25 protein-coding genes and 1 pseudogene are annotated in these 22,218 nt (G+C 73.4%); 10 read left to right on the forward strand and 16 right to left on the reverse strand.

The window, feature by feature from the left end:
• Positions 1-50: 50 nt before the first annotated feature.
• The gene (locus tag ACFP2E_RS05600) at positions 51-536 is read right to left on the reverse strand and encodes a CarD family transcriptional regulator (RefSeq protein ID WP_378521617.1); all 486 of its coding nucleotides are present in this window, start codon (positions 534-536) and stop codon (positions 51-53) included.
• 179 nt (positions 537-715) lie between these two features.
• Here ACFP2E_RS05600 and ACFP2E_RS05605 point away from each other — a divergent pair, with 179 nt between their 5' ends.
• From ACFP2E_RS05605 to ACFP2E_RS05615, 3 genes are all read left to right on the forward strand, one after another.
• Positions 716-1,534, forward strand: a complete 819-nt coding sequence (locus ACFP2E_RS05605; protein ID WP_378521618.1) for a UbiA family prenyltransferase — start codon at positions 716-718, stop codon at positions 1,532-1,534.
• 92 nt (positions 1,535-1,626) lie between these two features.
• Positions 1,627-2,154 carry a hypothetical protein gene (locus tag ACFP2E_RS05610; protein WP_378521619.1) on the forward strand — a complete coding sequence of 176 codons (528 nt, stop codon included), beginning with the start codon at positions 1,627-1,629 and terminating at the stop codon, positions 2,152-2,154.
• A 77-nt stretch (positions 2,155-2,231) separates the two neighbouring features.
• Positions 2,232-2,975, forward strand: a complete 744-nt coding sequence (locus ACFP2E_RS05615) for a phosphoglyceromutase (protein WP_378521620.1) — start codon at positions 2,232-2,234, stop codon at positions 2,973-2,975.
• A 91-nt stretch (positions 2,976-3,066) separates the two neighbouring features.
• Here ACFP2E_RS05615 and phoU read toward each other — a convergent pair whose 3' ends face one another.
• Positions 3,067-3,717: a phosphate signaling complex protein PhoU gene (gene phoU, locus ACFP2E_RS05620; protein WP_378521621.1), complete on the reverse strand. Its 651-nt coding sequence runs from the start codon at positions 3,715-3,717 to the stop codon at positions 3,067-3,069.
• A gap of 121 nt (positions 3,718-3,838) precedes the next feature.
• Here phoU and ACFP2E_RS05625 point away from each other — a divergent pair, with 121 nt between their 5' ends.
• From ACFP2E_RS05625 to ACFP2E_RS05635, 3 genes are all read left to right on the forward strand, one after another.
• A complete protein-coding gene (locus ACFP2E_RS05625; RefSeq protein WP_378521622.1) occupies positions 3,839-5,011 on the forward strand; it encodes a sensor histidine kinase in 1,173 nt (390 codons plus the stop codon).
• Complete coding sequence (locus tag ACFP2E_RS05630) at positions 5,008-5,685, forward strand: response regulator (protein ID WP_378521623.1); 678 nt, start codon at positions 5,008-5,010, stop codon at positions 5,683-5,685. Before ACFP2E_RS05625 ends, ACFP2E_RS05630 begins: the two co-directional genes overlap by 4 nt.
• A gap of 106 nt (positions 5,686-5,791) precedes the next feature.
• Positions 5,792-6,727 carry a DMT family transporter gene (locus ACFP2E_RS05635; RefSeq protein ID WP_378521624.1) on the forward strand — a complete coding sequence of 312 codons (936 nt, stop codon included), beginning with the start codon at positions 5,792-5,794 and terminating at the stop codon, positions 6,725-6,727.
• On the opposite strand, the gene ACFP2E_RS05640 is transcribed toward ACFP2E_RS05635, so the two are convergent.
• The 3 genes from ACFP2E_RS05640 to ACFP2E_RS05650 all read right to left on the reverse strand — a co-directional run bounded on the left by ACFP2E_RS05640 (position 6,724) and on the right by ACFP2E_RS05650 (position 9,121).
• On the reverse strand, positions 6,724-7,260 hold the full coding sequence (locus ACFP2E_RS05640; RefSeq protein WP_378521625.1) for a YbjN domain-containing protein: 537 nt from the start codon (positions 7,258-7,260) through the stop codon (positions 6,724-6,726). The genes ACFP2E_RS05635 and ACFP2E_RS05640 overlap by 4 nt on opposite strands.
• Positions 7,257-8,492: a D-inositol-3-phosphate glycosyltransferase gene (gene mshA, locus ACFP2E_RS05645; protein WP_378521668.1), complete on the reverse strand. Its 1,236-nt coding sequence runs from the start codon at positions 8,490-8,492 to the stop codon at positions 7,257-7,259. Before mshA ends, ACFP2E_RS05640 begins: the two co-directional genes overlap by 4 nt.
• A gap of 128 nt (positions 8,493-8,620) precedes the next feature.
• On the reverse strand, positions 8,621-9,121 hold the full coding sequence (locus ACFP2E_RS05650) for a hypothetical protein (RefSeq protein WP_378521626.1): 501 nt from the start codon (positions 9,119-9,121) through the stop codon (positions 8,621-8,623).
• Between the two features lie 62 nt (positions 9,122-9,183).
• Between ACFP2E_RS05650 and ACFP2E_RS05655 the strand changes: the two are divergent.
• Positions 9,184-9,390 (forward strand): annotated as a pseudogene (locus ACFP2E_RS05655) (response regulator transcription factor); the annotation flags it as partial.
• A gap of 4 nt (positions 9,391-9,394) precedes the next feature.
• On the opposite strand, the gene ACFP2E_RS05660 reads toward ACFP2E_RS05655, so the two are convergent.
• Positions 9,395-9,775: a hypothetical protein gene (locus ACFP2E_RS05660; RefSeq protein ID WP_378521627.1), complete on the reverse strand. Its 381-nt coding sequence runs from the start codon at positions 9,773-9,775 to the stop codon at positions 9,395-9,397.
• A gap of 111 nt (positions 9,776-9,886) precedes the next feature.
• On the opposite strand from ACFP2E_RS05660, the gene ACFP2E_RS05665 reads away from it, so the two are divergent.
• Both ACFP2E_RS05665 and ACFP2E_RS05670 read left to right on the forward strand, forming a co-directional pair.
• Positions 9,887-10,660, forward strand: a complete 774-nt coding sequence (locus tag ACFP2E_RS05665) for an SDR family oxidoreductase (RefSeq protein ID WP_378521628.1) — start codon at positions 9,887-9,889, stop codon at positions 10,658-10,660.
• 67 nt (positions 10,661-10,727) lie between these two features.
• Positions 10,728-11,417, forward strand: a complete 690-nt coding sequence (locus ACFP2E_RS05670; RefSeq protein WP_378521629.1) for an aspartate/glutamate racemase family protein — start codon at positions 10,728-10,730, stop codon at positions 11,415-11,417.
• A 4-nt stretch (positions 11,418-11,421) separates the two neighbouring features.
• Here ACFP2E_RS05670 and ACFP2E_RS05675 read toward each other — a convergent pair whose 3' ends face one another.
• On the reverse strand, positions 11,422-11,895 hold the full coding sequence (locus tag ACFP2E_RS05675) for a PPOX class F420-dependent oxidoreductase (RefSeq protein WP_378521630.1): 474 nt from the start codon (positions 11,893-11,895) through the stop codon (positions 11,422-11,424).
• Between the two features lie 117 nt (positions 11,896-12,012).
• Positions 12,013-12,768, reverse strand: coding sequence for an Imm63 family immunity protein (locus tag ACFP2E_RS05680; protein WP_378521631.1), 756 nt, complete (start codon positions 12,766-12,768; stop codon positions 12,013-12,015).
• A gap of 104 nt (positions 12,769-12,872) precedes the next feature.
• Here ACFP2E_RS05680 and typA point away from each other — a divergent pair, with 104 nt between their 5' ends.
• A complete protein-coding gene (typA, locus tag ACFP2E_RS05685; protein WP_378521632.1) occupies positions 12,873-14,801 on the forward strand; it encodes a translational GTPase TypA in 1,929 nt (642 codons plus the stop codon).
• Positions 14,802-14,919: 118 nt separating this feature from the next.
• On the opposite strand, the gene ACFP2E_RS05690 is transcribed toward typA, so the two are convergent.
• The 8 genes from ACFP2E_RS05690 to ACFP2E_RS05725 form a co-directional block, all read right to left on the reverse strand.
• Positions 14,920-16,338, reverse strand: coding sequence for a glycoside hydrolase family 32 protein (locus tag ACFP2E_RS05690; RefSeq protein ID WP_378521633.1), 1,419 nt, complete (start codon positions 16,336-16,338; stop codon positions 14,920-14,922).
• A gap of 44 nt (positions 16,339-16,382) precedes the next feature.
• Positions 16,383-17,018, reverse strand: coding sequence for a hypothetical protein (locus ACFP2E_RS05695; protein ID WP_378521634.1), 636 nt, complete (start codon positions 17,016-17,018; stop codon positions 16,383-16,385).
• Between the two features lie 105 nt (positions 17,019-17,123).
• The gene (locus tag ACFP2E_RS05700; RefSeq protein ID WP_378521635.1) at positions 17,124-17,813 is read right to left on the reverse strand and encodes a dihydrofolate reductase family protein; all 690 of its coding nucleotides are present in this window, start codon (positions 17,811-17,813) and stop codon (positions 17,124-17,126) included.
• Between the two features lie 36 nt (positions 17,814-17,849).
• On the reverse strand, positions 17,850-18,449 hold the full coding sequence (locus ACFP2E_RS05705) for a rhomboid family intramembrane serine protease (protein WP_378521636.1): 600 nt from the start codon (positions 18,447-18,449) through the stop codon (positions 17,850-17,852).
• On the reverse strand, positions 18,446-19,759 hold the full coding sequence (locus ACFP2E_RS05710; protein WP_378521637.1) for an MFS transporter: 1,314 nt from the start codon (positions 19,757-19,759) through the stop codon (positions 18,446-18,448). The genes ACFP2E_RS05705 and ACFP2E_RS05710 overlap by 4 nt, the downstream gene beginning before the upstream one ends.
• 70 nt (positions 19,760-19,829) lie before the next feature.
• Complete coding sequence (locus tag ACFP2E_RS05715; protein ID WP_378521638.1) at positions 19,830-20,351, reverse strand: hypothetical protein; 522 nt, start codon at positions 20,349-20,351, stop codon at positions 19,830-19,832.
• 5 nt (positions 20,352-20,356) lie between these two features.
• Positions 20,357-21,220, reverse strand: a complete 864-nt coding sequence (gene folP, locus ACFP2E_RS05720; RefSeq protein WP_378521639.1) for a dihydropteroate synthase — start codon at positions 21,218-21,220, stop codon at positions 20,357-20,359.
• A complete protein-coding gene (locus ACFP2E_RS05725; protein ID WP_378521640.1) occupies positions 21,217-22,059 on the reverse strand; it encodes a glucosyl-3-phosphoglycerate synthase in 843 nt (280 codons plus the stop codon). The genes folP and ACFP2E_RS05725 overlap by 4 nt, the downstream gene beginning before the upstream one ends.
• Positions 22,060-22,218 lie beyond the last annotated feature (159 nt).

A 22,218-nucleotide genomic window follows, 5' to 3' on the forward strand; every position in this document is an offset into this window, starting at 1 on the left:
GGCCCCGGCGCTGCTGCGCCGGGGCCTCGTCGTGACGGTCAGGAACTGACTCAGGAGGCGAGGACCTCGTCGAGGAGGGCCTCCGCCTTGTCCTCGTTGGTGTGCTCGGCGAGCGCCAGCTCGGAGACGAGGATCTGCCGCGCCTTGGCGAGCATCCGCTTCTCACCGGCCGACAGCCCGCGGTCACGCTCACGGCGCCACAGGTCGCGGACGACCTCGGCGACCTTCATGACGTCGCCGCTGTGCAGCTTCTCGAGGTTGGCCTTGTAACGGCGCGACCAGTTGGTCGGCTCCTCGACGTGCTCGGCCCGCAGCACGTCGAACACACGGTCGAGACCCTCCTTGTCGACCACGTCGCGAACGCCGACGAGGTCAAGGTTGCACGCGGGGACGCGGACCACCAGGTCCTGCTGGGCAACGATCCGAAGGACGAGGTACTGCCGGTCCTCTCCCTTGATCTTCCGAGTCTCGATGTCCTCGATGACTGCAGCCCCGTGATTCGGGTAGACGACCGTTTCTCCGACGGTGAAAGTCATATGGCAAGTACCCCTTCCTAGGTGAGCAGTCTAACACGCCGCCACGACTGCTCCTTCCGCGTTTGTGCAGGTCAGAGGGGGTATGAGGGCTTGACAGATCGGCGTCCCCTGTGGTGGCGGGCGCGTGTCGGTGCGCGAATCCCCCACGGTTGAGCGGTTCTTTGGCGATACTGCGTCGCATGTCGCCCCGCCTGCGCGTCCGCCTGCCCGGTCGGCAGCGGCCGGACGCCCCGCCCGGCAAGCCGGTCGACCCCGAGCCGCCGCTGCCGCCGCTGCCGCCGCTGCCGTCCCCGGTGCCCGACCCGCGCCCGCTGCCGCTGCTGCACGCCGCGCACCCGCGGCAGGCCGTCGTCACCGCGCTGGTGCTGGCGACCGCCGCCGCGCTGAGCGGCCGCGCCACCCGCGAGGTGCTCCTCGTGCTGGGGACCGTGCTGATCGGCCAGGCCGTGCTCGGCTGGCACAACGACGTGGTCGACCGCGAGCGCGACCTGCGGGCCCAGCGTCCCGGCAAGCCGGTCGCGGCCGGCCGGCTCGACCCCGGCACGGTCTGGTTCGCGCTGACCTGCGCCGTCCTGCTGCTCGTGCCGATGTCGCTGAGCAACGGGCTCGCCGCCGGCGTCGCCTACCTCGCCTCGGTCGCGGTCGCCGTCGTCGGCAACGTCGCCCTCCGCGGCGGCTGGCTGTCCTGGCTGCCGTGGGCGGCGTCGTACGGCCTCTACCCCGCCTTCCTCTCGTACGGCGGCTGGGGCGGCGCCGCCACCGGCCGACCGCCGGAGATCAGCATCACCGTCCTCGCCGCCCTCCTCGGCGTGTGCGTCCACGTGCTCCGGGCACTCCCCGGGCTCGTCCCCGACAACCGGGAGGGCCTGCGCCACCTGCCGCTGCGGATCGCGCTGCGCACCGGCGCACCCCGGCTGCTGTGGCTCTCGATCGGCGCGACGACGGTCGTGTCGCTGGCGCTGCTGGTCGAGGCGGGCCGGGTCGGCCTCGGCCAGTAGGCCCCTCGGGCGCGGGGGCCGCTAGGCTGTCCTCCGCACCATGCCGGAACGGCGGCCCGCGCTCGCCGACGACCTGCGAAGGCCCTCACACGATGCACCTGCGACCGACGCCCCTGCGACGCACCCTTGCGCTGTCGACCACCGCGCTCGTCCTCTCCACGCTCGGCGCGTGCGGCTTCGACGAGGCGACCAACCGGGTCTACACGCCCGGCGCCGGCGTCAACAACCGCGACGCCTCCGTCGACGTGCTGAGCGCCGTGATCGTCTCCGCCGAGGACGGCTCCGGCACCTTCATCGCCACCTTCGTCAACAACGAGGAGCTCGAGGCCGCCACGGTCGAGGAGATGGCCGGCGCGGGCGAGACGACGCTCGACTTCACCGGCTTCTCACCCTTCGAGGTGCCGGCCGCCGGCGCGGTCAACCTCAACGACGAGGGCGGTGTCGAGGTCGAGGGCGACTTCGACAAGGGCGACTTCATCCCGGTCTCCATCCGCTTCGGTGACGGCGAGCAGATCGAGATGGACGTCGTGGTCGTCGACAACTGCGGCGACTACGAGGGCATCGACGGCGAGTCCGAGTGCATCGACCCCGACGAGGTCCACGGCGAGGGCGACCACTGATCTCGTCGCCTCCCAGGTGACGCACTGAAAATCCGCGGGCGTCCCGGCGGCGCCGGCACGACCGATCGGAGCACCCCGTGACCCACACGCTGATCCTCCTCCGCCACGGCGAGAGCGAGTGGAACGCCAGGAACCTCTTCACCGGGTGGGTCGACGTGCCCCTCACGGAGAAGGGCCAGCAGGAGGCGGTGCGCGGCGGCGCGCAGATCAAGGAGGCCGGGCTCGCGCCCGACGTCGTCCACACGTCGCTGCAGCGGCGCGCGATCAGCACCGCCTGCCTCGCGCTCGACGCCGCCGACCGCCACTGGATCCCGGTGCGCCGCAGCTGGCGGCTCAACGAGCGTCATTACGGCGCGCTCCAGGGCAAGGACAAGAAGGAGACCCTCGAGGCCTACGGCGAGGAGCAGTTCATGCTCTGGCGCCGCTCCTTCGACGTCCCGCCGCCGCCGCTCGACGACGACGCCGAGCACTCCCAGGTCGGCGACCCGCAGTACGCCGACCTCGGCGAGGAGATGCCCCGCACCGAGTGCCTCAAGGACGTCATCGCCCGGTTCCTCCCCTACTGGGAGTCCGCGATCGTCCCCGACCTGCAGGCCGGCCACACCGTCCTGGTCGCCGCGCACGGCAACAGCCTCCGCGCACTGGTGAAGCACCTCGACGGCATCGGCGACGAGGACATCGCGGGGCTGAACATCCCCACCGGTCAGCCGCTGGTCTACCGGCTCGACGACTCGATGCAGCCGACCGTCCAGGGCGGCGAGTACCTCGACCCGGAGGCCGCCGCGGCCGCCGCGGCCGCGGTCGCGAACCAGGGTCGCTGACGCGCGGATTGCGCTGACCCGCCCGAAACTGAACGCTGACCCGCCCGGAAGTTCCGGGCGGGTCAGCGTATTTCCGGGCTTGTGCGGGGCCTCAGGCCTCGACGGGGAAGTCGCCGGTGACGACGTAGACGATGCGGTTGGCGATCGAGACGGTGTGGTCGGCGATCCGCTCGTAGTAGCGGCCGAGCAGGGCGACGTCGACGGCGGCCTCGATGCCGTGGGCCCAGTGGTCCCCGAGCAGCTCGGTGAAGCTGCGGCGGCGCAGGCCGTCCATGACGTCGTCGTCGCGCACCAGCTCGGCGGCGGCCTCGACGTCGCGCTCGACGATGATCCCGGCGACCCGGCCCACCATCTCCTCGGCGACCTGGCCCATCTTCGCCAGGGTGGGGCGCACCTCCTCGGGCACGGCCACCTGCGGCACGCGGAGCCGGGCGATCTTCGCGACGTGGACGCTCAGGTCGCCCATCCGCTCGAGCTCGCTGACGATCCGCAGGGCGGAGACGACGAGACGCAGGTCGCCGGCGACGGGCTGCTGCAGCGACAGCAGCTGGAAGGCGTTGTCCTCGACGCGCTCACGCGCCCGGTCGATGGCGGCGTCGCCGCTGATGACGCGCTCGGCGATGCCGGCGTCCCCCGTCAGCAGTGCCTCGGTGGCGAGGTGGACGGCGTTCTCGACCTGGTGGCTGATGCCGGCCAGGTCCTGGAAGATGCCGTCGAGCTGGTCATGGAATGCCTCACGCATGCCCCCACCATAAGCAGTGCGGGTGACAACAGGCGGCAACGCCGTGAACGAGTGGTGAACGTCTCGAAGCCCGCCGTCCTCGGGCGGAGGTTCCGGCCAATCCCTGCCTAAGATCGGGACCGTGGACGCGACGACGGAGGCACTGCTCCCGGTGCTTCTCTGGATGCTGCTCGGAGCGCTGCTCGGAGCGGGCCTCACCGCGGGCCTGCTCCTGACGCGGCGCGGCCGCGAGCGGCAGCAGCAGCGCACGACGCCGGGCCTCGAGGACCGGGCCGTGCCACCCTCGGTGACCGCCGTGCTGTCCGTCCTGCGCAGCAGCGCCGTGGTCGTCGGCGAGGACGACGTCGTGCTCAAGGCGTCGGCGCCGGCGTACGCCTACGGCCTGGTCCGCGGCCAGGCGCTGGCCTCCGACGAGCTGGCCACGCTGGTCCAGCAGGTACGCCGAGACGGCCAGATCCGCGAGACCGAGCTGCTGCTCTCCCGCCACCACATGCCCGCCCGCCACGTCACCGCCCGGGTCGCGCCGCTGGGCGCACGGCTGGTGCTGGCACTGGTCGAGGACCGCACCCGCGAGCGCCAGGTCGAGGCGATCCGCCGCGACTTCGTCGCCAACGTCAGCCACGAGCTCAAGACGCCGGTGGGCGCGATCCGGCTGCTCGCCGAGGCCGTCACCGACGCTGCCGACGACCCCGAGGCCGTCAAGCGCTTCAGCAACCGGATGCTCACCGAGAGCGAGCGGCTCGGCCGGCTGGTGCAGCAGATCATCGAGCTGTCCCGGCTGCAGGGCGACGACCCGCTCGAGGAGCCGGTCCCGGTCCCGGTCGACGAGGTGATCCGCACCGCCGCCGACACCGTCGCCATCGACGCCGACGCGCGGCGGATCTCCGTCGTCACCAGCGGCGCCCCGGGCCTGGAGGTCCTCGGCAACCCGGAGCAGGTGACCGCGGCGGTCGCCAACCTCGTCGCCAACGCCGTCCACTACTCCGGCGACGACTCGACGGTGCTGGTGTCCTGCAAGTCCGAGGGCGACGACGTGGAGATCTCCGTCGTCGACCAGGGCGTCGGCATCCCGTCGAGCGAGATGAGCCGCATCTTCGAGCGGTTCTACCGCGTCGACCCCGCCCGCCACCGGTCCACCGGAGGCACCGGGCTGGGGCTGTCCATCGTCAAGCACGTCGCCACCACCCACGGCGGCGACGTCCGGGTCTGGTCCGTGGAGGGGCAGGGGTCTACGTTCACCCTCAGCCTTCCGCGCCACGTCCCCCACGAGAAGAACCAGGAGAACGGCCGGTGACACGGGTACTCGTCGTCGAGGACGAAGAGAGCTACAGCGACGCCCTCGCGTACATGCTCCGCAAGGAGGGCTACGAGGTCGCCATCGCCGCGACCGGCACCGACGCGCTGGCGGAGTTCGACCGCAACGGCGCCGACATCGTCCTGCTCGACCTGATGCTGCCGGGCCTGCCCGGCACCGAGGTGTGCCGCCAGATCCGGGCCACGTCCAGCGTCCCGGTGATCATGGTGAGCGCCAAGGACGACGAGGTCGACAAGGTGGTGGGCCTCGAGCTCGGCGCCGACGACTACGTCACCAAGCCCTACTCCCCCCGCGAGCTGGTCGCCCGGATCCGCGCGGTGCTGCGCCGCGGCGGCGAGCCCGAGCTCGAGCCGGCCGCGCTCGAGGCGGGCCCGGTGCGGATGGACGTCGAGCGGCACGTGGTGACCGTCGACGGCCAGGAGCAGAAGCTCCCCCTGAAGGAGTTCGAGCTGCTCGAGATGTTCCTGCGCAACCCCGGCCGGGTGCTGACCCGCGGCCAGCTCATCGACCGGGTGTGGGGCTCCGACTACGTCGGCGACACCAAGACGCTCGACGTCCACGTGAAGCGGCTCCGCGCCAAGATCGAGCCGGACCCGAGCGAGCCGAAGTACCTCGTCACGGTCCGCGGCCTCGGTTACAAGCTCGAGGCCTGAGCCCCGCCGGCGACGCCTGGCCCGCCGCCGGAAGGTGGCGGGATCTCGCGCATGCGCGTCCGAAAACCGCGTGGCACAGGGGGGTTGTGCTCCTTACGCTGATGCGGTGACGAGCACGACGAACCCCCGCGCCTGGCTGCCGCTGGCGGCCGTGGCGGTGACGCTGGTGTTCTGGGCCTCTGCCTTCGTGGCGATCCGGCACCTCGGCCACGACTTCTCCGCCGGCGCCCTCTCGCTGGGCCGCCTGGTGGTCGGGGCGGCCTGCCTCGGGGCGGTCGCGCTGAGCCGCGGGCTGCCGCGCCCGACGCGCGCCGACTGGTTCGCCATCGCCGCCATCGGCGTGCTGTGGTTCGGCGTCTACAACGTCGCCCTCAACGAGGGCGAGCAGCGGGTGGACGCCGGCACCGCCGCGATGCTGATCCAGGTCTCGCCGGTGCTGATCGCACTCATGGCCGCGATGTTCCTCGGCGAGCGGTTCACGCTGAATCTCGGCGTCGGCCTCGCGCTGGCGTTCGGCGGCGTCGGGCTGATCGCGCTCGGCACGTCGCCGGCCGGCGACCGCGACGTGCTCGGCGTGGCGCTCTGCGTGCTGGCCGCGGTCTCCTACGCGATCAGCCTGATCCTCCAGAAGCCGCTCGTGGGCCGGATGCCGGCGGTCCACATCACCTGGCTCGCCTGCTCGGTCGGCGTGGTCACCTGCCTGCCGTTCACGCCGCAGCTCGTCGTCGAGCTGGGTGAGGCGCCGCTGTCGTCGGTGCTGTGGCTGGTCTACCTCGGGGTCTTCCCGACGGCGATCGCGTTCACGACGTACGCCTACGCGCTGCGCCACATGGACGCCAGCCGGCTCGGCGTGACCACCTACCTCGTCCCGCCGATCACGATCGTCCTCGGCCTGCTGTTCCTCGGCGAGACCCCGCCGTCGATCGCCTACCTCGGCGGCGCGCTGGCGCTGGTCGGCGTCGCGGTGGCCCGCCACCGGCGGCGCCCGCCGGCCCCGCCGGTCGTGACCCCGCCGGCGCCGCTGGAGCCGGCCGCCCGCTAGCCCTTCTCGGCCTCCTCGGCCTCCAGCCAGGGGCGGAACGCCTCGAGGTTGTGGGTGGGCTCGCCGCGCAGCTTGCGCCACTCCCACTCCTTGCGGATCGAGCTGGCGAAGCCGAGCTCGAGGATGGTGTTGAAGGACCCGTCGGCGTAGCTGAGCACCGCGCCCAGCAGCCGGTCGAGCTCGTCCGGGGTGGCCGCGGCCAGCGGCAGCCGGGCGTCGAGGTAGATGTCGCCGGCGGCGTCGACGGCGAACGCGACGGCGTACAGCCGCAGGTTGCGCTCGAGCAGCCAGCGGTAGACCCGCTCGTGGTTCTCGTCGGGTCGGCGGCAGACGAAGGCGTGGATGCCCAGCGCGTGCTCGCCGACGTCGAGCCGGACCGGCGTCTGCAGCTTCTTCTCGCCGGGCAGGCTGAAGGAGAAGACGCCGTCGGACAGCTCGCGATAGTCGAGCTCCTGGGCCGCGAGGTGGTCGCGGACCGCCTGGGCAGCCCGCTGCTGGAGGTCCCCCGGGACGCGCTCGACGGCGTCGCTCACGAGACCGCCTGCAGCAGCGCGCCGCGGGAGGCGGCGTACACGTCGAGCGTGCGCTGGGCGGTGCGCTCCCAGGCGAACCGGCGGGCCTGCTGCCGGGCGCCGGCGGAGAGCCGGGCGTGGAGCGCCTCGTCCTCGATCACCCGGCGCAGCGTAGCGGCCCAGTCGCGGGGCTCGTGGCCGTCGACGAGCAGGCCGCTGCGTCCGTCGCGGACGACCGTGGTGAGGCCGCCGACCGCGGCGGCGACGACGGGGGTGCCGGTGGCCTGCGCCTCGACGGCGACCAGCCCGAAGGACTCGTTGTACGACGGCACGGCGACCAGGGTGGCGGCCGACGACCAGCGCGCGAGGTCGGCCTGCGCGACCGGCGGCACGAAGCGGACCACGTCGTCGAGGCCGAGCTCGGCGGAGAGCTGGGCGAGCGACTCGGGGTGCTCCAGGCCGGTGCCGGACGGGCCACCGACGACCGGGACGACGAGCCGGCTGCGCAGCTGCGGGGACTGCTCGAGCAGCACCGCGACGGCGCGGAGCAGCACGTCGGGGGCCTTCAGCGGCTGGATCCGGCCGGCGAACATCAGCACGTGGGCGTCGGCGGGCAGGCCGAGCTCACGGCGGGCCTCGGCGCGGTCGTGGGGCCGGAAGACGCCGAGGTCGACGCCGGGGTGGACCACCTCGACGCGGTCGGGGTGGGCGCCGTAGAGGTCGATGAGCTGCGACGCCTCGAGGTCGGTGTTGGCGATGAGCATGTCGGAGGCGTCGACCACCTGCTCCTCGCCGATGATCCGGCCCTCCGGCTCGGGGGTGTCACCCTCGGCGAGCGCGGCGTTCTTGACCTTGGCCATGGTGTGCATCGAGTGGACCAGCGGGACGCCCCAGCGGTCCCGGGCGAGCGCGCCCACCTGGCCGGAGAGCCAGTAGTGGGAGTGGACGACGTCGTAGTGGCCGACCGGTTCGGCGGCCTCGGCGCGCAGCACCTCGCGGGCGAAGGCGCACATCTGGCCGGGCAGCTGGTGCTTGTCGAGCCCCTCGAACGGTCCGGCGAGGACGTGGCGCACCCGGACCCCGTCGGTGTCCTCGACCACCGGCGGCAGCGCCGAGGTGGTGGCGCGGGTGAAGATGTCGACCTCGATGCCCTGCTGGGCGAGCCGGCGCGCGAGCTCGATGACGTAGACGTTCATGCCGCCCGCGTCACCCGTCCCGGGCTGGTCGAGCGGGGAGGTGTGCAGGCTGATCATCGCGACGCGCCGGGTCGAGCGCGGCACCGGGTGCGGCACCGGGTTCGGCAAGGTCCACCTCCAGGTCAGGGTCCGACCCCGTAGAACACCCGGTGATCCTGCCTCATTCCCGGTGCCGCGAAACCGGATCAGGCGGTGACGGGCGCCCCGGTGTGACGGGCACCACGCCGACCAGCGCCCCGGTCGACGCTTCGGCCCGCGGCCAGCCGCACCGACACCGCGACCACCCAGATCAGCGACAGCAGGAACGGGATCGGCACGGCGTACGACGGCCACACGGCGCCGAGGACGCCGGCGACGGTGCCGAGGCTGCCGAGCACCAGCCCGGCGTACCCGAGAACCCTGCCGACGTGGCCCGCCTCGCCGAGCACCCGCGCGGCGGCGGCCACGAACAGGCCGAACGGGATCCAGAAGAGCACGAAGGCGGCGCCGTTCTGCTCGACCAGCGCGGTCGCGGTGACCTCGTCGAGCTCGTCGCGGGTGTGCAGCGCGGCGAGCACCGCAGCGGCGGAGCCGAGCTTGACGGCCACCATCGCCGTGCCGGCCACCGCCATCACGCCGGCGGCCGCGGAGCGGCGCACGGACCCGGCCAGGCTGCCGACGAAGCAGAGCAGCAGCACGAAGGCCACCAGCTCGACCGCGAGGCCGGAGCGCGCCGCGCCTGCGGGGCAGCGTGCGCGAGGCGCCGGCGCTGGCGCGGCTGACGCCCCGCGAGCGGGAGGTCCTCGACCACCTCGGCCGCGGCCGCTCCAACGCGGAGATCGCGGCGGCGATGCACGTGGGCGAGACGACCGTGAAGACCCACGTCGCCTCGGTGCTCGACAAGCTCGGGCTGCGCGACCGGGTGCAGGCGGTGGTGTTCGCCTACGAGAGCGGCGTGGTCCGGCCCGGCGGCTGAGCCGTCAGCGGGCGCGGGTGCCCGCGCGGCGCTTGGGCGCGCGGGCCCGCTTGGCCTTGCGCAGCTCCAGCCAGGCCAGGACGGCGACGACCAGGCCGGCGATGCCGTCCACCACCGAGGGGTCGGTGCCGGGGTCGATCGCCTCGAGGATCGACCACACCAGCACCGGCACCGCGACCGCGACGATGGCCCGCAGCCAGACGACGCCCTTGCCGACGAGGTCGAGGCCGAGGCCGGCCAGGCCGAGCGCGAGCAGCACGAGGCCGACCCAGTGGAGGACGTCGACGAGGCCGCCGGTCGAGCCGGCGAGGTCGAGGACGGTCCGCAGCAGCCAGGCGAGGCCGCCGAGCACACCCGACGCCAGCAGGGCGGTGCGCAGGTTCATCGGCCTCCTCGGGTCGCGGTGGGCAGGCCAGTCTGCCACCGGTTCTCCCTCCCCCACCAGCGGCAGGTCCCCGGCGCCGCCCTCGGCGGCGACGTGTGCAGAATCTCGGCCATGGACAAGCCCACCAGCCACCCGTCCCGCACCGCCGTCGTCACGGGAGCCAGCAGCGGCATCGGCGCCGCCACCGCCCGCGCCCTCGCGGCCGAGGGGTACCGCGTCGTCTGCGCCGCCCGGCGTACCGATCGGGTCGAGGCGCTGGCCGCCGAGATCGGAGGCCTCGCCGTGGCCTGCGACGTGACCGACCGGGAGTCCGTGGCCGGGCTCGCCGAGTCGGTCGCCGAGGCGACCGGCGGGCCGCTCCACGTGCTGGTCAACAACGCCGGCGGCGCGTTCGGCGCCGACTACGTCGAGGTCGCCGACCCCGAGGACTGGCGGGCGATGTACGACGTCAACGTGCTCGGCGTCCTGCACGTCACCCAGGCGCTGCTGCCGGCGCTGCGGGAGTCGGGCGACGGGCTCATCGTGAACGTCGGCTCCACGGCCGGCCGGATCGCCTACGAGGGCGGCGCCGGCTACACCGCCGCCAAGCACGGCACCCAGGTCGTCACCGAGACGCTGCGGCTCGAGCTGTGCGGCGAGCCGATCCGGGTCTCCGAGGTGGCGCCCGGGATGGTCCGGACCGACGAGTTCTCGGTGAAGCGGTTCGGCGGCGACACGAGCAGGGCCGACGCGATCTACGAGGGCGTCGCCGAGCCGCTGGTCGCCGAGGACGTTGCCGACGCCATCGCCTGGATCGCGACGCGGCCCAGCCACGTGAACGTCGACGAGATGGTGATCCGCCCGCGGGCGCAGGCCGCCCAGCACAAGGTCCACCGCGAGGCCTGAGCAGCCGGGACGGGCCACCTGACGGATGCGTCGAGCACCGTGGGCCCGACGGTGGCAGACTGCCCGCGTGCAGACCATCGGACTGATCGGCGGGATGAGCTGGGAGAGCAGCGCGGTGTACTACCGCGACCTCAACCTCGGGGTGCAGCAGCGGCTGGGAGGGCTCTCCTCACCGAAGCTGGTGCTCAGCACCGTGGACTTCGCGGAGCTGACCCACCTCGAGGACGAGGAGCGCTGGCAGCAGGTCGGTGAGCTGCTCGCCGACGCCGCGCGGGGGGTCGAGCGCGCCGGCGCCGACTTCCTGCTGCTGTGCACCACGACGTTCCACAAGGTGGCCGCCCAGGTGGAGGCCGCGGTCGACATCCCGCTGGTGCACCTCGCCGACGTGGTCGCCAAGGCCTGCGCCGACCAGGGCGTCACCACGGTCGGGTTCATCGGCACCAAGGTCGCGATGGAGGACGGCTTCTTCACCGACCGGCTCGCCGAGCACGGCGTGACCGCGATCCTGCCGAAGCAGGAGCACCACGAGTGGCTGAACTCCGCGATCTACGAGGAGCTCGTGCACGGCCACGTGCTGCCCCGCACCCGCCGCCGGGTCGTCGGGATCATCGACGAGCTGTGGGACGCGGGCGCCGGCGGCGTGCTCCTCGGCTGCACCGAGCTCGAGCTGCTCATCAAGCAGCCCGACGTGGACATCCCCGTCTTCCCGTGCACCACGCTGCACGTCGAGGCGGCGCTGGACCGCGCGCTGGCCTGACGCCTCAGCCGGCGGGCGCCCGGTCGGGCGGGAAGCCGCCGGTCGCGACGGGTCCCCACGACTCGACGGTGACCCGGATCAGGGACTTGCCCTGGCGTCGCATCGCCTGGCGGTACTCGTCCCAGTCCGGGTGCTCGCCGGAGATGCAGCGGAAGTACTCCACGAGCGCGTCCTCGGCCTCCTGCGAGGGCATGTCGAGGACCTCGGCTCGGCCGGACACCTGCACCCAGGGCCCGTCCCAGTCGTCGGAGAGCACCAGAACCGAGGCGGCGGGATTGCGCCGCAGGTTCACCGCCTTGGCGCGGTCGGGGTAGGTCGACACCACGATCCGCCCCTCGTCGTCGACGCCACCGGCCACCGGTGAGAGCTGCGGGCTGCCGTCGCGTCTCGTCGTCACCAGCACCAGGCGGTGCCGCACCCGCACGAAGTCGAGCAGCTCGGCACGGTCCACCCGACGGTTGGTCGCGATCGTCACCATGCCCGTCACGGTAGACGCGCCCGTCAACCGCGGAGGCGCGGACAGTTCGTGACGATCGGGTCGGGTTCCGGCCCGATTCGCGACCCGAACGTCACGAGCTGTCCGGAACGACCGGAATCAGCGGACGCCGGATGGCAGCACCAGCTCGGCGAGCCGCCGCAGCTCCGGGGTGAGGGCGTGCTCGGGGACGACCAGCCGGTGGCCGTCGAGGTCGAACTCGTACGTCGCGGCTCGCAGCGCCACACCGGCGGCGCCCAGCCCGGCCTCGGCGACGGATCCCATCAGCCGGTGGGCGGGCTGGGGAAGGAGCCGCGCGACGAGGTGCCGGGCCTCCAGGACCCGCTCGTCGTTGCCGGCGAGCACCATCGTGCCGACCATCGGCCGCCGCAGCAGCCCGCGCCGGCGGCTGGCCCGGACGGTCGGCACCGAGATCGAGACCAGGTCCGTGTCGAGCGGGTTGCCCGCCAGCACGGCGTCGAGCTGCTTCTCCAGTCGCCCGACCCAGCCCTCGTCGAGCCTCGTCATCAGGTCGAGCCGGCGGGCGTAGAACTGCCGGCGCGGGTCGGTGCCGGGGCGGCGCCGGTCGGCCTCCCAGCGGGCGGCCGCCTCCGACACGACGGCGTCGAGGCACCAGAACAGGAACTGGTCGGGGTCGCTGGTCTCGCGCCGGAGCAGCACCGAGCCGCGGCTGCGCGCCTCCAGGACGAAGAGGCCGTCCCGCACGGCGTACTCCAGACGGCCGTCGGAGCCGCCCGGCGAGCCCGCCGGGACGGGGACCCACGGGTCCGCCACCCGGCAGACCGTGCGGAGCAGGGTGACGCGGGCGTCGACCTCGCGACGCACGTCCTCGGCGGTGGTGACCGGCCCGACCATGCAGCGACGGTACCTGTCGAATCGGAGGTTCGCAGGCGGGTCCGTAGACTCTTTGCCGGCCCGGTCGGGCCCGCGACCTCTCCCGAAAGTGACGCCGTACGCCCATGTCTGCCCCCACCAGCCCCGCCAGCACGCTCGTGGAGCGCTCCGACCTGCGCAACGTCGCGATCGTGGCCCACGTCGACCACGGCAAGACCACGCTGGTCGACGCGATGCTCCACCAGGCCGGCGCGTTCTCCGCGCACGAGGCCGAGGGCGTCGCCGAGCGCGTGATGGACTCCGGTGACCTCGAGCGCGAGAAGGGCATCACGATCCTCGCGAAGAACACCGCGGTCCGCTACGAGGGCCCCAGCGCCGCGGACTTCGGTGCCCCCGCCGGGATGACCATCAACATCATCGACACCCCGGGCCACGCCGACTTCGGCGGCGAGGTCGAGCGCGGCCTGTCGATGGTCGACGGCATCGTGCTCCTCGTCGACGCGTCCGAGGGCCCGCTCCCCCAGACCCGGTTCGTGCTGCGCAAGGCACTCAACGCCGACATGCCGGTCATCCTCGTCGTCAACAAGACCGACCGGTCCGACGCGCGCATCAGCGAGGTCGTCGACGAGACCTACGAGCTGTTCATGGACCTGCTCGACGACTCCCACAGCCAGGACGCGCTCGACTTCCCGGTCGTCTACGCCTCCGGCAAGGCCGGCATCGCCTCGCTCGAGCAGCCCGCCGACGGCACCATGCCCGAGGGCACCGACCTCGAGCCGCTGTTCCGCACCATCCTCGAGACCATCCCGGCGCCGCGGTACACCCCGGAGGCACCGCTGCAGGCCCACGTCACCAACCTCGACGCCTCGCCGTTCCTCGGCCGGCTCGCGCTGCTCCGCATCAAGCAGGGCACGCTGAAGAAGGGCCAGAACGTCGCCTGGATCCGCCGCGACGGCGAGGTCAAGAACGTCCGCATCACCGAGCTCCTCGTCACCGAGGGCCTCGAGCGCAAGCCGGGCGAGTCCGCCGGGCCGGGCGACATCGTCGCCGTCGCCGGCATCCCCGACATCACCATCGGCGAGACCCTCGCCGACCCGGAGAACCCGATCGCGCTGCCGCTGATCCACGTCGACGAGCCGGCGATCTCGATGACCATCGGCACCAACACCAGCCCTCTGGTGGGCAAGGTCAAGGGCTCGAAGGTCACCGCCCGCCTGGTCAAGGACCGCCTCGACTCCGAGCTGATCGGCAACGTCTCGCTGCGGGTCCTCCCCACCGAGCGCCCCGACGCCTGGGAGGTGCAGGGCCGCGGCGAGCTCGCCCTGGCGATCCTGGTCGAGCAGATGCGCCGCGAGGGCTACGAGCTGACCGTCGGCAAGCCGCAGGTGGTCACCAAGGAGGTCGACGGCAAGCTGCACGAGCCGTTCGAGCGGCTGACCATCGACGCACCCGAGGAGTTCCTCGGCACGATCACCGAGCTCCTCGCGGCCCGCAAGGGCCGCATGGAGGGCATGACCAACCACGGCACCGGCTGGGTGCGCATGGAGTTCGTCGTGCCCGCACGTGGCCTGATCGGCTTCCGCACCGACTTCCTCACCGAGACCCGCGGCACCGGCATCGCCCACCACATCTCGGAGGGCTACTTCCCGTGGGCCGGCGAGATCCGCTCGCGCGCCAGCGGCTCGCTGGTCGCCGACCGGTCGGGTGCCGCCACGGCGTACGCCATGACCTCGCTGCAGGAGCGCGGCGTCATGTTCGTGGAGCCGGCCACCGAGGTCTACGAGGGCATGATCGTCGGCGAGAACTCCCGCGCCGACGACATGGACGTCAACATCACCAAGGAGAAGCAGCAGACCAACATCCGGTCCGCCACCTCCGACAACTTCGAGAAGCTGATCCCGCCGCGCAAGCTGTCGCTGGAGCAGTGCCTGGAGTTCTGTCGCGAGGACGAGTGCGTGGAGGTCACGCCGGAGACGGTGCGGATCCGCAAGGTGGTCCTCGACAGCAACGAGCGGGCGAAGATCGCGAGCCGAGCGCGTAAAGCGAACAAGTGAGGCCCGGAGCGAGGAACGAGCGGAGCGGTCTCGCTTGATCGTTTTCTGCGAGGCGAGCGATCCGGGCGCCGAAGGCGCCCTGATGGCCTCGCGGGCCCGCAAGGCCAACAAGTAGCCGTCAGGCCCAGTCGCCCAGGTCGGTGACCTCGAGCCGGCGCACCCGCGCCGGCTCGCCGGTCGCCTCTGCCACCAGGGCGACGCCGGTGCTGCCCGGGCCCGGGAAGACGAGGTCGGTCAGCGCCACCTCGCCCTCGCCGGCGAACACCTCCACCGAGGTGCTGTCGACGAGCACGTCGAGCGTGACGACCCCGTCGACCGGCTCGTACGGCGCCCGGTGCACCGCCGCGAACCCGGGCGCGAAGCCGGTCTCCCCCGACCGGGTGCGGTCGAGGTAGACGCTGCCGCGGTCGGCGTCGTACCCGACCTCGGTGTGCTCGCCCTCCCCCGCCCGGACCCGGACGCCCGCGCGGCCGCCGGCGGGGGCCTCGAGCTCGAGCCGCACCCGGAGCCGGGACGTGGCGACGGGCAGCGGCTGCACGCCGTCGACCCGCTCCCCCTCACACGCGTACGCCGGCTCGCCGGCCGGCGCGACCGGGCGCTGCGCCAGCCGGACCCGGCCGTCGAGGGTGCGCAGCGAGACCGCCCGGGCGAGGGTCATCGCGCCGCGGTAGCCGCCGCCGGCGGGGACCTCGCGGGCGTAGGCCCAGTTGCTCATCCAGCCGAGCAGCACCCGCTCGTCCTCCGGCTGGCCGGAGAAGGAGACCGCCGCGTAGTGGTCGGCGCCCCAGTCGAGCCACTGCGGCCCCCCGGGGTCGGGCGTGAACGTGGTGCCGTCGAAGTCGCCGACGACGTACTGGGTGCCGGACCCGCCGGCGGGCGCACCCTCGATGACGCTGACCACCAGCACCCAGCGGCGCCGGGAGGGGTCGCCGTCGACGGCCAGCGGGAACAGGTCGGGGCACTCCCACACCCCGGTCGGGTCCCCCGACTCCCCGAGCGGGCCGACGTCCGACAACGGCTCCCACCGCTTCAGGTCCGGCGAGGCGAAGATCCGTGCCCGCCGCTCGGTCGAGAGCGCCACGACCATGACCCAGCGGCCGTCGTGGCGGAACACCTTGGGGTCGCGGAAGTCCTCGAGGCCGAGGTCGAGGACCGGGTTGCCGGCGTACCGCTCCCAGGTCCGGCCGCGGTCGAGGCTGAAGGCGAGCGACTGCGCCTCGTGCTTCGGCTCCTCGACGTGGCTGGTGTAGACGGCGACCATCGCGCCGGCCCCGAAGCCGGCGGTGTCGCCCTCGTCGACGACGACGCTGCCGGAGAAGACGTGCTCGGCCTCCGTGTGGCGCAGCGCGACCGGGAGCTCCTCCCAGCGCAGCAGGTCACGGCTGACGGCATGGCCCCACGACATGTTCCCCCAGTCGACGCCCTCGGGGTTGAACTGGAAGAACGCGTGGAACTCGCCGTCGTGGAGCACCAGCCCGTTGGGGTCGTTCATCCACTGCCGTCGCGGCGTCAGGTGGTACGCCGGCCGCTCGTTCATGGCGTCCATCCTCGCCGTCGGGGGCGCAGCCACCGCGGGCCGTCCTAGACGCGGACGCGGACCTCGTCGCGGATGTGCTGCTGGTTGGCGGCGATGCCGAGGCCGGAGAGCCCGACGGTCAGCAGCAGCACCGCGAGGTTGGAGACCTCCTCGGGGAGGACGGCCCGCAGCGGGAACGTCGCGACGTGCGCGAGCAGCAGCAGCGGGATCCAGAGCGGGGTGGACCCGGCGCGCAGCAGCGCGACCGCCAGCAGCACCTCCCCGAGGTAGAACGCGGCCACCCAGGAGTAGAGGAAGGCCGAGAAGCCGACCTCACTGGTGACCGCGTCGAAGACGACGGGGTCGACGGCCTGCTCCTCGACGAGGGCGCCGATGAAGGCCATCAGCATCGCGAGGCCCGCCACCCCGACGGCGCCGACCGTGAACACGGTGACAGCGGTCAGGCCGGTCCGGGCGCCACGGTCGTGGAAGAGGGTCAGCACCGCCGGCATGCCGGCGGTGAGGCCGACCGAGGCGACGAAGTAGAGGGCCGCCATGGCCATCCACTCGCCGCGGTTCTGCTCGACCACCTGCAGCGTCTCGGCGCCGCTGGCGTCCGGCAGCATCACCCCACTGACCGAGAGCGCCACCGCGCCGGCCACGAGGGCGGAGGCTGACAGCGGCACCCAGTCGACGCGCATCGGGGACCCTTCCGGGACAGCGAGAGGCAGGTCGCAGCAGTCTAGGGTCCTTCGACCCTGTTCCGGGAGGCTTTCGCCCGCCGGTGTGGACAGGGGTTGACCGGGTCAGCGGTGGACGTACCAGCGGCCGAGCAGGGTGTGCTCGGCCTCGAGCAGCACCTTCAGGTCGAGCATCACGTCGACCGGCGGGCCGTCGGTGACCCGCGGGTGGGTGCCGCCGACGAGCCGCGGCACCATCGTCATGTCGAGCTCGTCGAGCACGCCCTGGTCGCACAGGTCGCGCAGCAGGTGGGGGCCGCCCTCGGCGAGGACCTGGTGGAGGCCCCGCTCGGCGAGCCGGTCGCGCAGCTGCGCGAGGTCGACCCGGTGGCCGCCGAGGACCAGCACGTTGTCGGCGCCGAGCAGGTCGCGCATATCGTCGACGCCCTCGGCCGCCTGGCAGGTGGCCAGCAGGACGGATCCCGGCTCGGCGCCGCGCAGCTTCCCGGGCACCCGGCCGGAGCGGCTGACCACGACGATCGGCCGGTCGGTCGGCCCGTAGCCCTCGGCCTCGGCGGTGCCGGCGCCGACCACGATCACGTCGCTGAGGCCGCGCAGCGTCTCGAAGACGCGGTGGTCCACCGGGTTGTTGATCGAGCCGCTGCGGCCGTCCTCGCCGGTGGCGGCGCCGTCGAGCGTGGCGATCATGTTGGCGCGGACCCACGCGGGGCGGGGGGCGGCGTACAGCTCACGGAGGTCGGCGTCGGTCTGCGGTGCGCGGGTCCCGTCGGGGCCCACCAGGAGGCGCATCTGCATGACGCCACTCTTCCAGACGGGCCGCGGCCCCGGGGATCAGGGCCGGACGGGGCGGTGGGCCGGCCGCAGCCACCAGGCGGCGAGCGCGCCGCCGACGGCGCCGAAGAGGTGGCCCTGCCACGAGACGCCCGGGACGCCGGGGAGCACGCCCCACAGCAGGCCGCCGTAGACCAGCAGCACCATGATCCCGATGGTGATCTGGCCGGCGCTGCGGGACAGGAAGCCTCGCAGGATGACGTAGGTGAGGAAGCCGAAGACCAGCCCGGACGCGCCGATGTGGATGGTCCGCTCGGGCGCGATCAGCCAGGTGCCGAGGCCGCCGACGACCCAGATGATCGCGGTGGCGGCGAGGCCGCGGCCGAGGCCGGTGGCGAGCGCGAGGAAGCCGAGAACCAGCAGCGGAACGGTGTTGGCGGCGAGGTGGTCGAACCCGGCGTGGAGGAACGGCGCCAGCAGGATGCCGAGCAGCCCGTCGGTGTCTCGCGGCCGGATGCCCTCGGCGTCGAGCTGGGCGGGGGTGACGACGTCGACGATCTCGACGGCCCACAGCACGGCCGTGAACACGGCCACCAGCACGGCCGCGCGCACCCACGCGGGGGTGGAGCGCTGGCGGTCGAGGGCCGGGTACTGGGTCATGCGTCCACGGTAGCGAGCGGCTCCCAAGCCTGGCGGCGCAGCAGCGGGGCCAGCGCGACCAGCCCGAGCACCGGCAGGACGGCAAGCACGGTGAGCGCGACGGGGACGCCGGCCACCTCGCCGAGACCGCCGACCACCGCCGAGCCGACACTGCCGCCGACCAGGAAGAGCAGGGTCGCGACGCCCAGCGCGACACCGCGTACGCCGGGCTCGGTGGCGTCGCCGACCGAGGCGGACAGCGCCGGCTGGCCGAGCCCGAAGGCGACCGTGACCAGCACGATCGTGGCGACCAGCAGGCCGGGTGCGAGCAGGGCGGTCCCGGCGGCGGCCAGCAGCAGCGCGACGGTCGAGACCACGCCGGAGAAGGCCAGCGACCGGGCGGCGCCGAACCGGACCAGGGTCGGCCCGACGAACCGCGGCACGATCAGCGCGACAGCGGCGCTCGGCAGCAGCAGCACGCCGACCTGCCACGCCTCCCAGCCCTCGCCGACGAGGACCGCGGGGACGCCGACGAGCAACGCGAACCACGCGGCCGGGACGGCGGCCGCAGCCAGCGCGGAGCGGACGACGGTGCCGTTGGAGATCACCTCGCGGGGCAGGAAGCCGTCGGGGCGCTGCCGGACCCGCAGCGCGACTGCGGGGGTGCCGAGGGCGAGCAGGAGGGCGCCGACGAGGGCGACGGTGACGCCGGTGGAGGGCGACTGGACGAGCAGCACGGCGCCGCCGGCGGTGAGCGCCACGAGCACCGCGCCGAGGACGTCGAGCCGGGCGCCGGTGCCCTCGCCGCCCATCGCGCGCAGCAGGAACGGCACCACGGCCAGGCCGAGCACCGGCAGCGCCATCACGGCGCGCCAGCCGAGGCCGGCCTCGACCACGCCGCCGATGAACGGCCCGAGGCAGCTGACCGCCGCCGCCACCCCGGCCAGCCGGCCGAGGGCGAGACCGCGGACCGCGCCCTCGTAGCGGCGGCTGAGCATGGCGACGCCCAGCGTCGGGATCGCCGCGGCGCCGGCGCCCTGGGCGAGCCGCGCCGTGAGCAGCACGCCGTACGACGGGGCGAGCGCGGCGACCAGCGCGCCTGCGACCATGAGCCCGATGCCGACGAGCAGCGGAATCCGGACCCCGACGAGGTCGGAGACCCGGCCGTAGACGGCGGTGGTCACGGCCAGCATCAGCGCGTAGAGGCTGATCGCCCAGGTGGCTACCCCGACCGAGACGCCGAGGTCGGCGCCCATCAGCGGCAGCGCGATGGCGGCCGAGGACGACCCCATGCCGGCCAGGCCGAAGAGCAGGCCGAGCAGCAGGGACACGCGGCGGGAGTCGTCAGGGTTCACTCGGGGCCCAACGGCGGCGAGGGGCCGGGCATTCCTGCTCGGCGTGTCAGGCAGGGGTGGTCCAGCGCACGACCCAGTACTGCACGCCGAACGGGTCGTCGGCGTAGTCGACCGTCGTGCTCACTGCGCCCTCGGGGCCGGCCGCCAGCAGCTCGGCGAGCCGGCCGAACGCGCCGGTGGAGGCCCAGAGCTCCTCGGCGAGGTCGTGATCGAGGTCGGCGAGGGCGGCGCTGTCGGCACTCGCGAGGGCCTCGCCCAGCGAAGTGTCGAAGCCGGCGGCGCGCTCGTCGAGGTGGCCGGGCGCCTTCTCGGTGCGGCAGGCGGAGCCGTTGCCGACGACGAGGTACGCCGTGGGCTCGCCGTCGCCGCTCACCTCGCGGCGGCCGTCGCGGGCCTCCTCGAGCAGCGCCTGTGCCACCCGGCGGCCCCGGTCGTCCCCGGCCACCACCTCGACCGGCCCGTCGAGCCAGCCCACCGCCTCGCGGCAGGCGGCCCGCAGCTCGGGCACCGGGTCGATCTCGCCGGCGTACTCCGGGAGCAGCGCGAGCACCCCGGGCACCAGCACCACTCGAGTCACTGCAGCCCCCGGATCGCGCGCCGCGGCGGCCGCCGGCCGGCGATCGCATCGACCATGTCGACGACCTGCCGGGTCTCGACGACCTCGTGGACCCGGTAGATCCGGGCGCCGGCCAGGGCGCAGACGGCGGTGGCGGCGAGGGTGCCGTTGAGCCGCTCCCCGACCGGCAGGTCGAGGGTCTCGCCGACGAAGTCCTTGTTGGAGAGCGAGACCAGCACCGGCCAGCCGGTCGCGACCATCTCGCCGAGCCGGCGGGTGACCTCGAGCGAGTGGAAGGTGTTCTTGCCGAAGTCGTGGGCAGGGTCGATGACGATCGACTGCTTGTCGACGCCGGCGGCCAGCGCCCGCTCGGCGTAGGCGGTCGTGTCGGCGATCGCGGCGGCGACGACGTCGTCGTACTCGATCCGGTAGGGGCGGGTGCGGGGCGTGACCCCGCCGGTGTGGGTGCAGATGATCGCGGCGTCGTGCTCGGCGGCGACGTCGACGAGCTCGGGGTCGGCGCCGCCCCACGCGTCGTTGAGGACGTCGGCGCCCGCACGGCAGACGGCGTCGCCGACCTCCGCGCGCCAGGTGTCGACGGAGATCACCAGGTCGGGGTGGGCCTCGCGGACCCGGGCGACGAAGTCGACGACGCGTGCCTTCTCCTCGGCGGCGTCGATCTCCACGCCGGGGGCGGCCTTGATGCCGCCGATGTCGACGATCTCCGCGCCCTGGCTGACCACGAGCTCGACGCGTTCGAAGGCCTTGTCCTCGGCCCAGGTGGCGCCCTTGTCGTAGAAGGAGTCGGGGGTGCGGTTGACGATCGCCATCATCAGCGCGCGTTCGTCGCCGAACTCGTGCCGGCCCAGTCGCAGGGTCATGCCACGCTCCTCGCGGCCGGCCGCTCGTCGGGGGAGGGCTCGCCGCCGGAGCGGGCCAGGGCGGCGGCGAGGATCTGGGTGGCCATGCCGGACAGGTCGCGCAGCGCCTGGTGCCGGTGGGCACGGGTGCCGAGGTCGACCTGGGCGATGGCGTCGAGGCCGTGGCCGCGCAGCGTGTCGACCAGCGCGGCGAGCTCGACGGCGTACCCGGTCGGCACCTCCAGCGACTCGAACAGCGACCGCCGCACCGCCCACTCCCCCGCGAGCGGCTGGTGGAGCCCCTCGAGCTCGGGGAACAGCAGCCGGATCAGCGGGCGCGCGACGAGCTCGGTGACCCGGCCGCCCTCGAAGGGCACCGCCGCGTCGCCGCTGCCGAGCGGCCGCTCGTAGAACCCCTTGACCAGCTGGACGTCCGGACGGGTCAGCAGCGGTCCGAGCAGCCCGGGCACGAAGTGGGTGTCCCAGTCGAGCAGGTCGGCGTCCATGAACACGACGAGGTCGCCGGTGGTCACGAACAGCGACTTCCACATCGCCTCGCCCTTGCCGGGCCGGGTGCCGAGGTCGGGCCGGATCTCCGCCGCCCGGTGCACCGTCGCGCCGGCCTCGGTGGCGACGTCGTAGGTCGCGTCGGTGGAGTCGGAGTCGATGACGACGATCTCGTCGAGCAGCTTCACCGTGTCGACCAGCGCCTCCCGCACCCGGGTGACGACGTCGCCCACGGTGGCCGCCTCGTTGCGCGCCGGCACCACCAGGCTCACCGACTCCTGCTTGCGCCCGAGCAGGTCGTCAAGGGTCCACTCGCCCCAGTGGTAGGTGTTGCGCGCGGCCCAGCTCGACACGCAGCAAAACTAGCCAAGCCCCGGAAACCCGCGGCCCACCGGTGGTCGAGCGGCACCGGTGGTTGAGGTGGCACCGGTGGTCGAGCGGCACCGGTGGTTGAGGTGGCACCGGTGGTCGAGTGGCACCGGTGGTTGAGGTGCGAGGCCGCCCACGGCCGA

Source organism: Nocardioides sp. GCM10027114, from assembly GCF_042659625.1.
Classification (GTDB): domain Bacteria; phylum Actinomycetota; class Actinomycetes; order Propionibacteriales; family Nocardioidaceae; genus Nocardioides.

What these genes read in the sequence shown, in the direction of transcription:
- ACFP2E_RS05600 (WP_378521617.1), bottom strand. Translation starts at nt 536, where the DNA reads ATGACTTTCACCGTCGGAGAAACGGTCGTCTACCCGAATCACGGGGCT.
- ACFP2E_RS05605 (WP_378521618.1), top strand. Translation starts at nt 716, where the DNA reads ATGTCGCCCCGCCTGCGCGTCCGCCTGCCCGGTCGGCAGCGGCCGGAC.
- ACFP2E_RS05610 (WP_378521619.1), top strand. Translation starts at nt 1,627, where the DNA reads ATGCACCTGCGACCGACGCCCCTGCGACGCACCCTTGCGCTGTCGACC.
- phoU (WP_378521621.1), bottom strand. Translation starts at nt 3,717, where the DNA reads ATGCGTGAGGCATTCCATGACCAGCTCGACGGCATCTTCCAGGACCTG.
- mshA (WP_378521668.1), bottom strand. Translation starts at nt 8,492, where the DNA reads ATGATCAGCCTGCACACCTCCCCGCTCGACCAGCCCGGGACGGGTGAC.
- ACFP2E_RS05660 (WP_378521627.1), bottom strand. Translation starts at nt 9,775, where the DNA reads ATGAACCTGCGCACCGCCCTGCTGGCGTCGGGTGTGCTCGGCGGCCTC.
- ACFP2E_RS05665 (WP_378521628.1), top strand. Translation starts at nt 9,887, where the DNA reads ATGGACAAGCCCACCAGCCACCCGTCCCGCACCGCCGTCGTCACGGGA.
- ACFP2E_RS05675 (WP_378521630.1), bottom strand. Translation starts at nt 11,895, where the DNA reads ATGGTGACGATCGCGACCAACCGTCGGGTGGACCGTGCCGAGCTGCTC.
- ACFP2E_RS05680 (WP_378521631.1), bottom strand. Translation starts at nt 12,768, where the DNA reads ATGGTCGGGCCGGTCACCACCGCCGAGGACGTGCGTCGCGAGGTCGAC.
- typA (WP_378521632.1), top strand. Translation starts at nt 12,873, where the DNA reads ATGTCTGCCCCCACCAGCCCCGCCAGCACGCTCGTGGAGCGCTCCGAC.
- ACFP2E_RS05690 (WP_378521633.1), bottom strand. Translation starts at nt 16,338, where the DNA reads ATGAACGAGCGGCCGGCGTACCACCTGACGCCGCGACGGCAGTGGATG.
- ACFP2E_RS05695 (WP_378521634.1), bottom strand. Translation starts at nt 17,018, where the DNA reads ATGCGCGTCGACTGGGTGCCGCTGTCAGCCTCCGCCCTCGTGGCCGGC.
- ACFP2E_RS05700 (WP_378521635.1), bottom strand. Translation starts at nt 17,813, where the DNA reads ATGCAGATGCGCCTCCTGGTGGGCCCCGACGGGACCCGCGCACCGCAG.
- ACFP2E_RS05705 (WP_378521636.1), bottom strand. Translation starts at nt 18,449, where the DNA reads ATGACCCAGTACCCGGCCCTCGACCGCCAGCGCTCCACCCCCGCGTGG.
- folP (WP_378521639.1), bottom strand. Translation starts at nt 21,220, where the DNA reads ATGACCCTGCGACTGGGCCGGCACGAGTTCGGCGACGAACGCGCGCTG.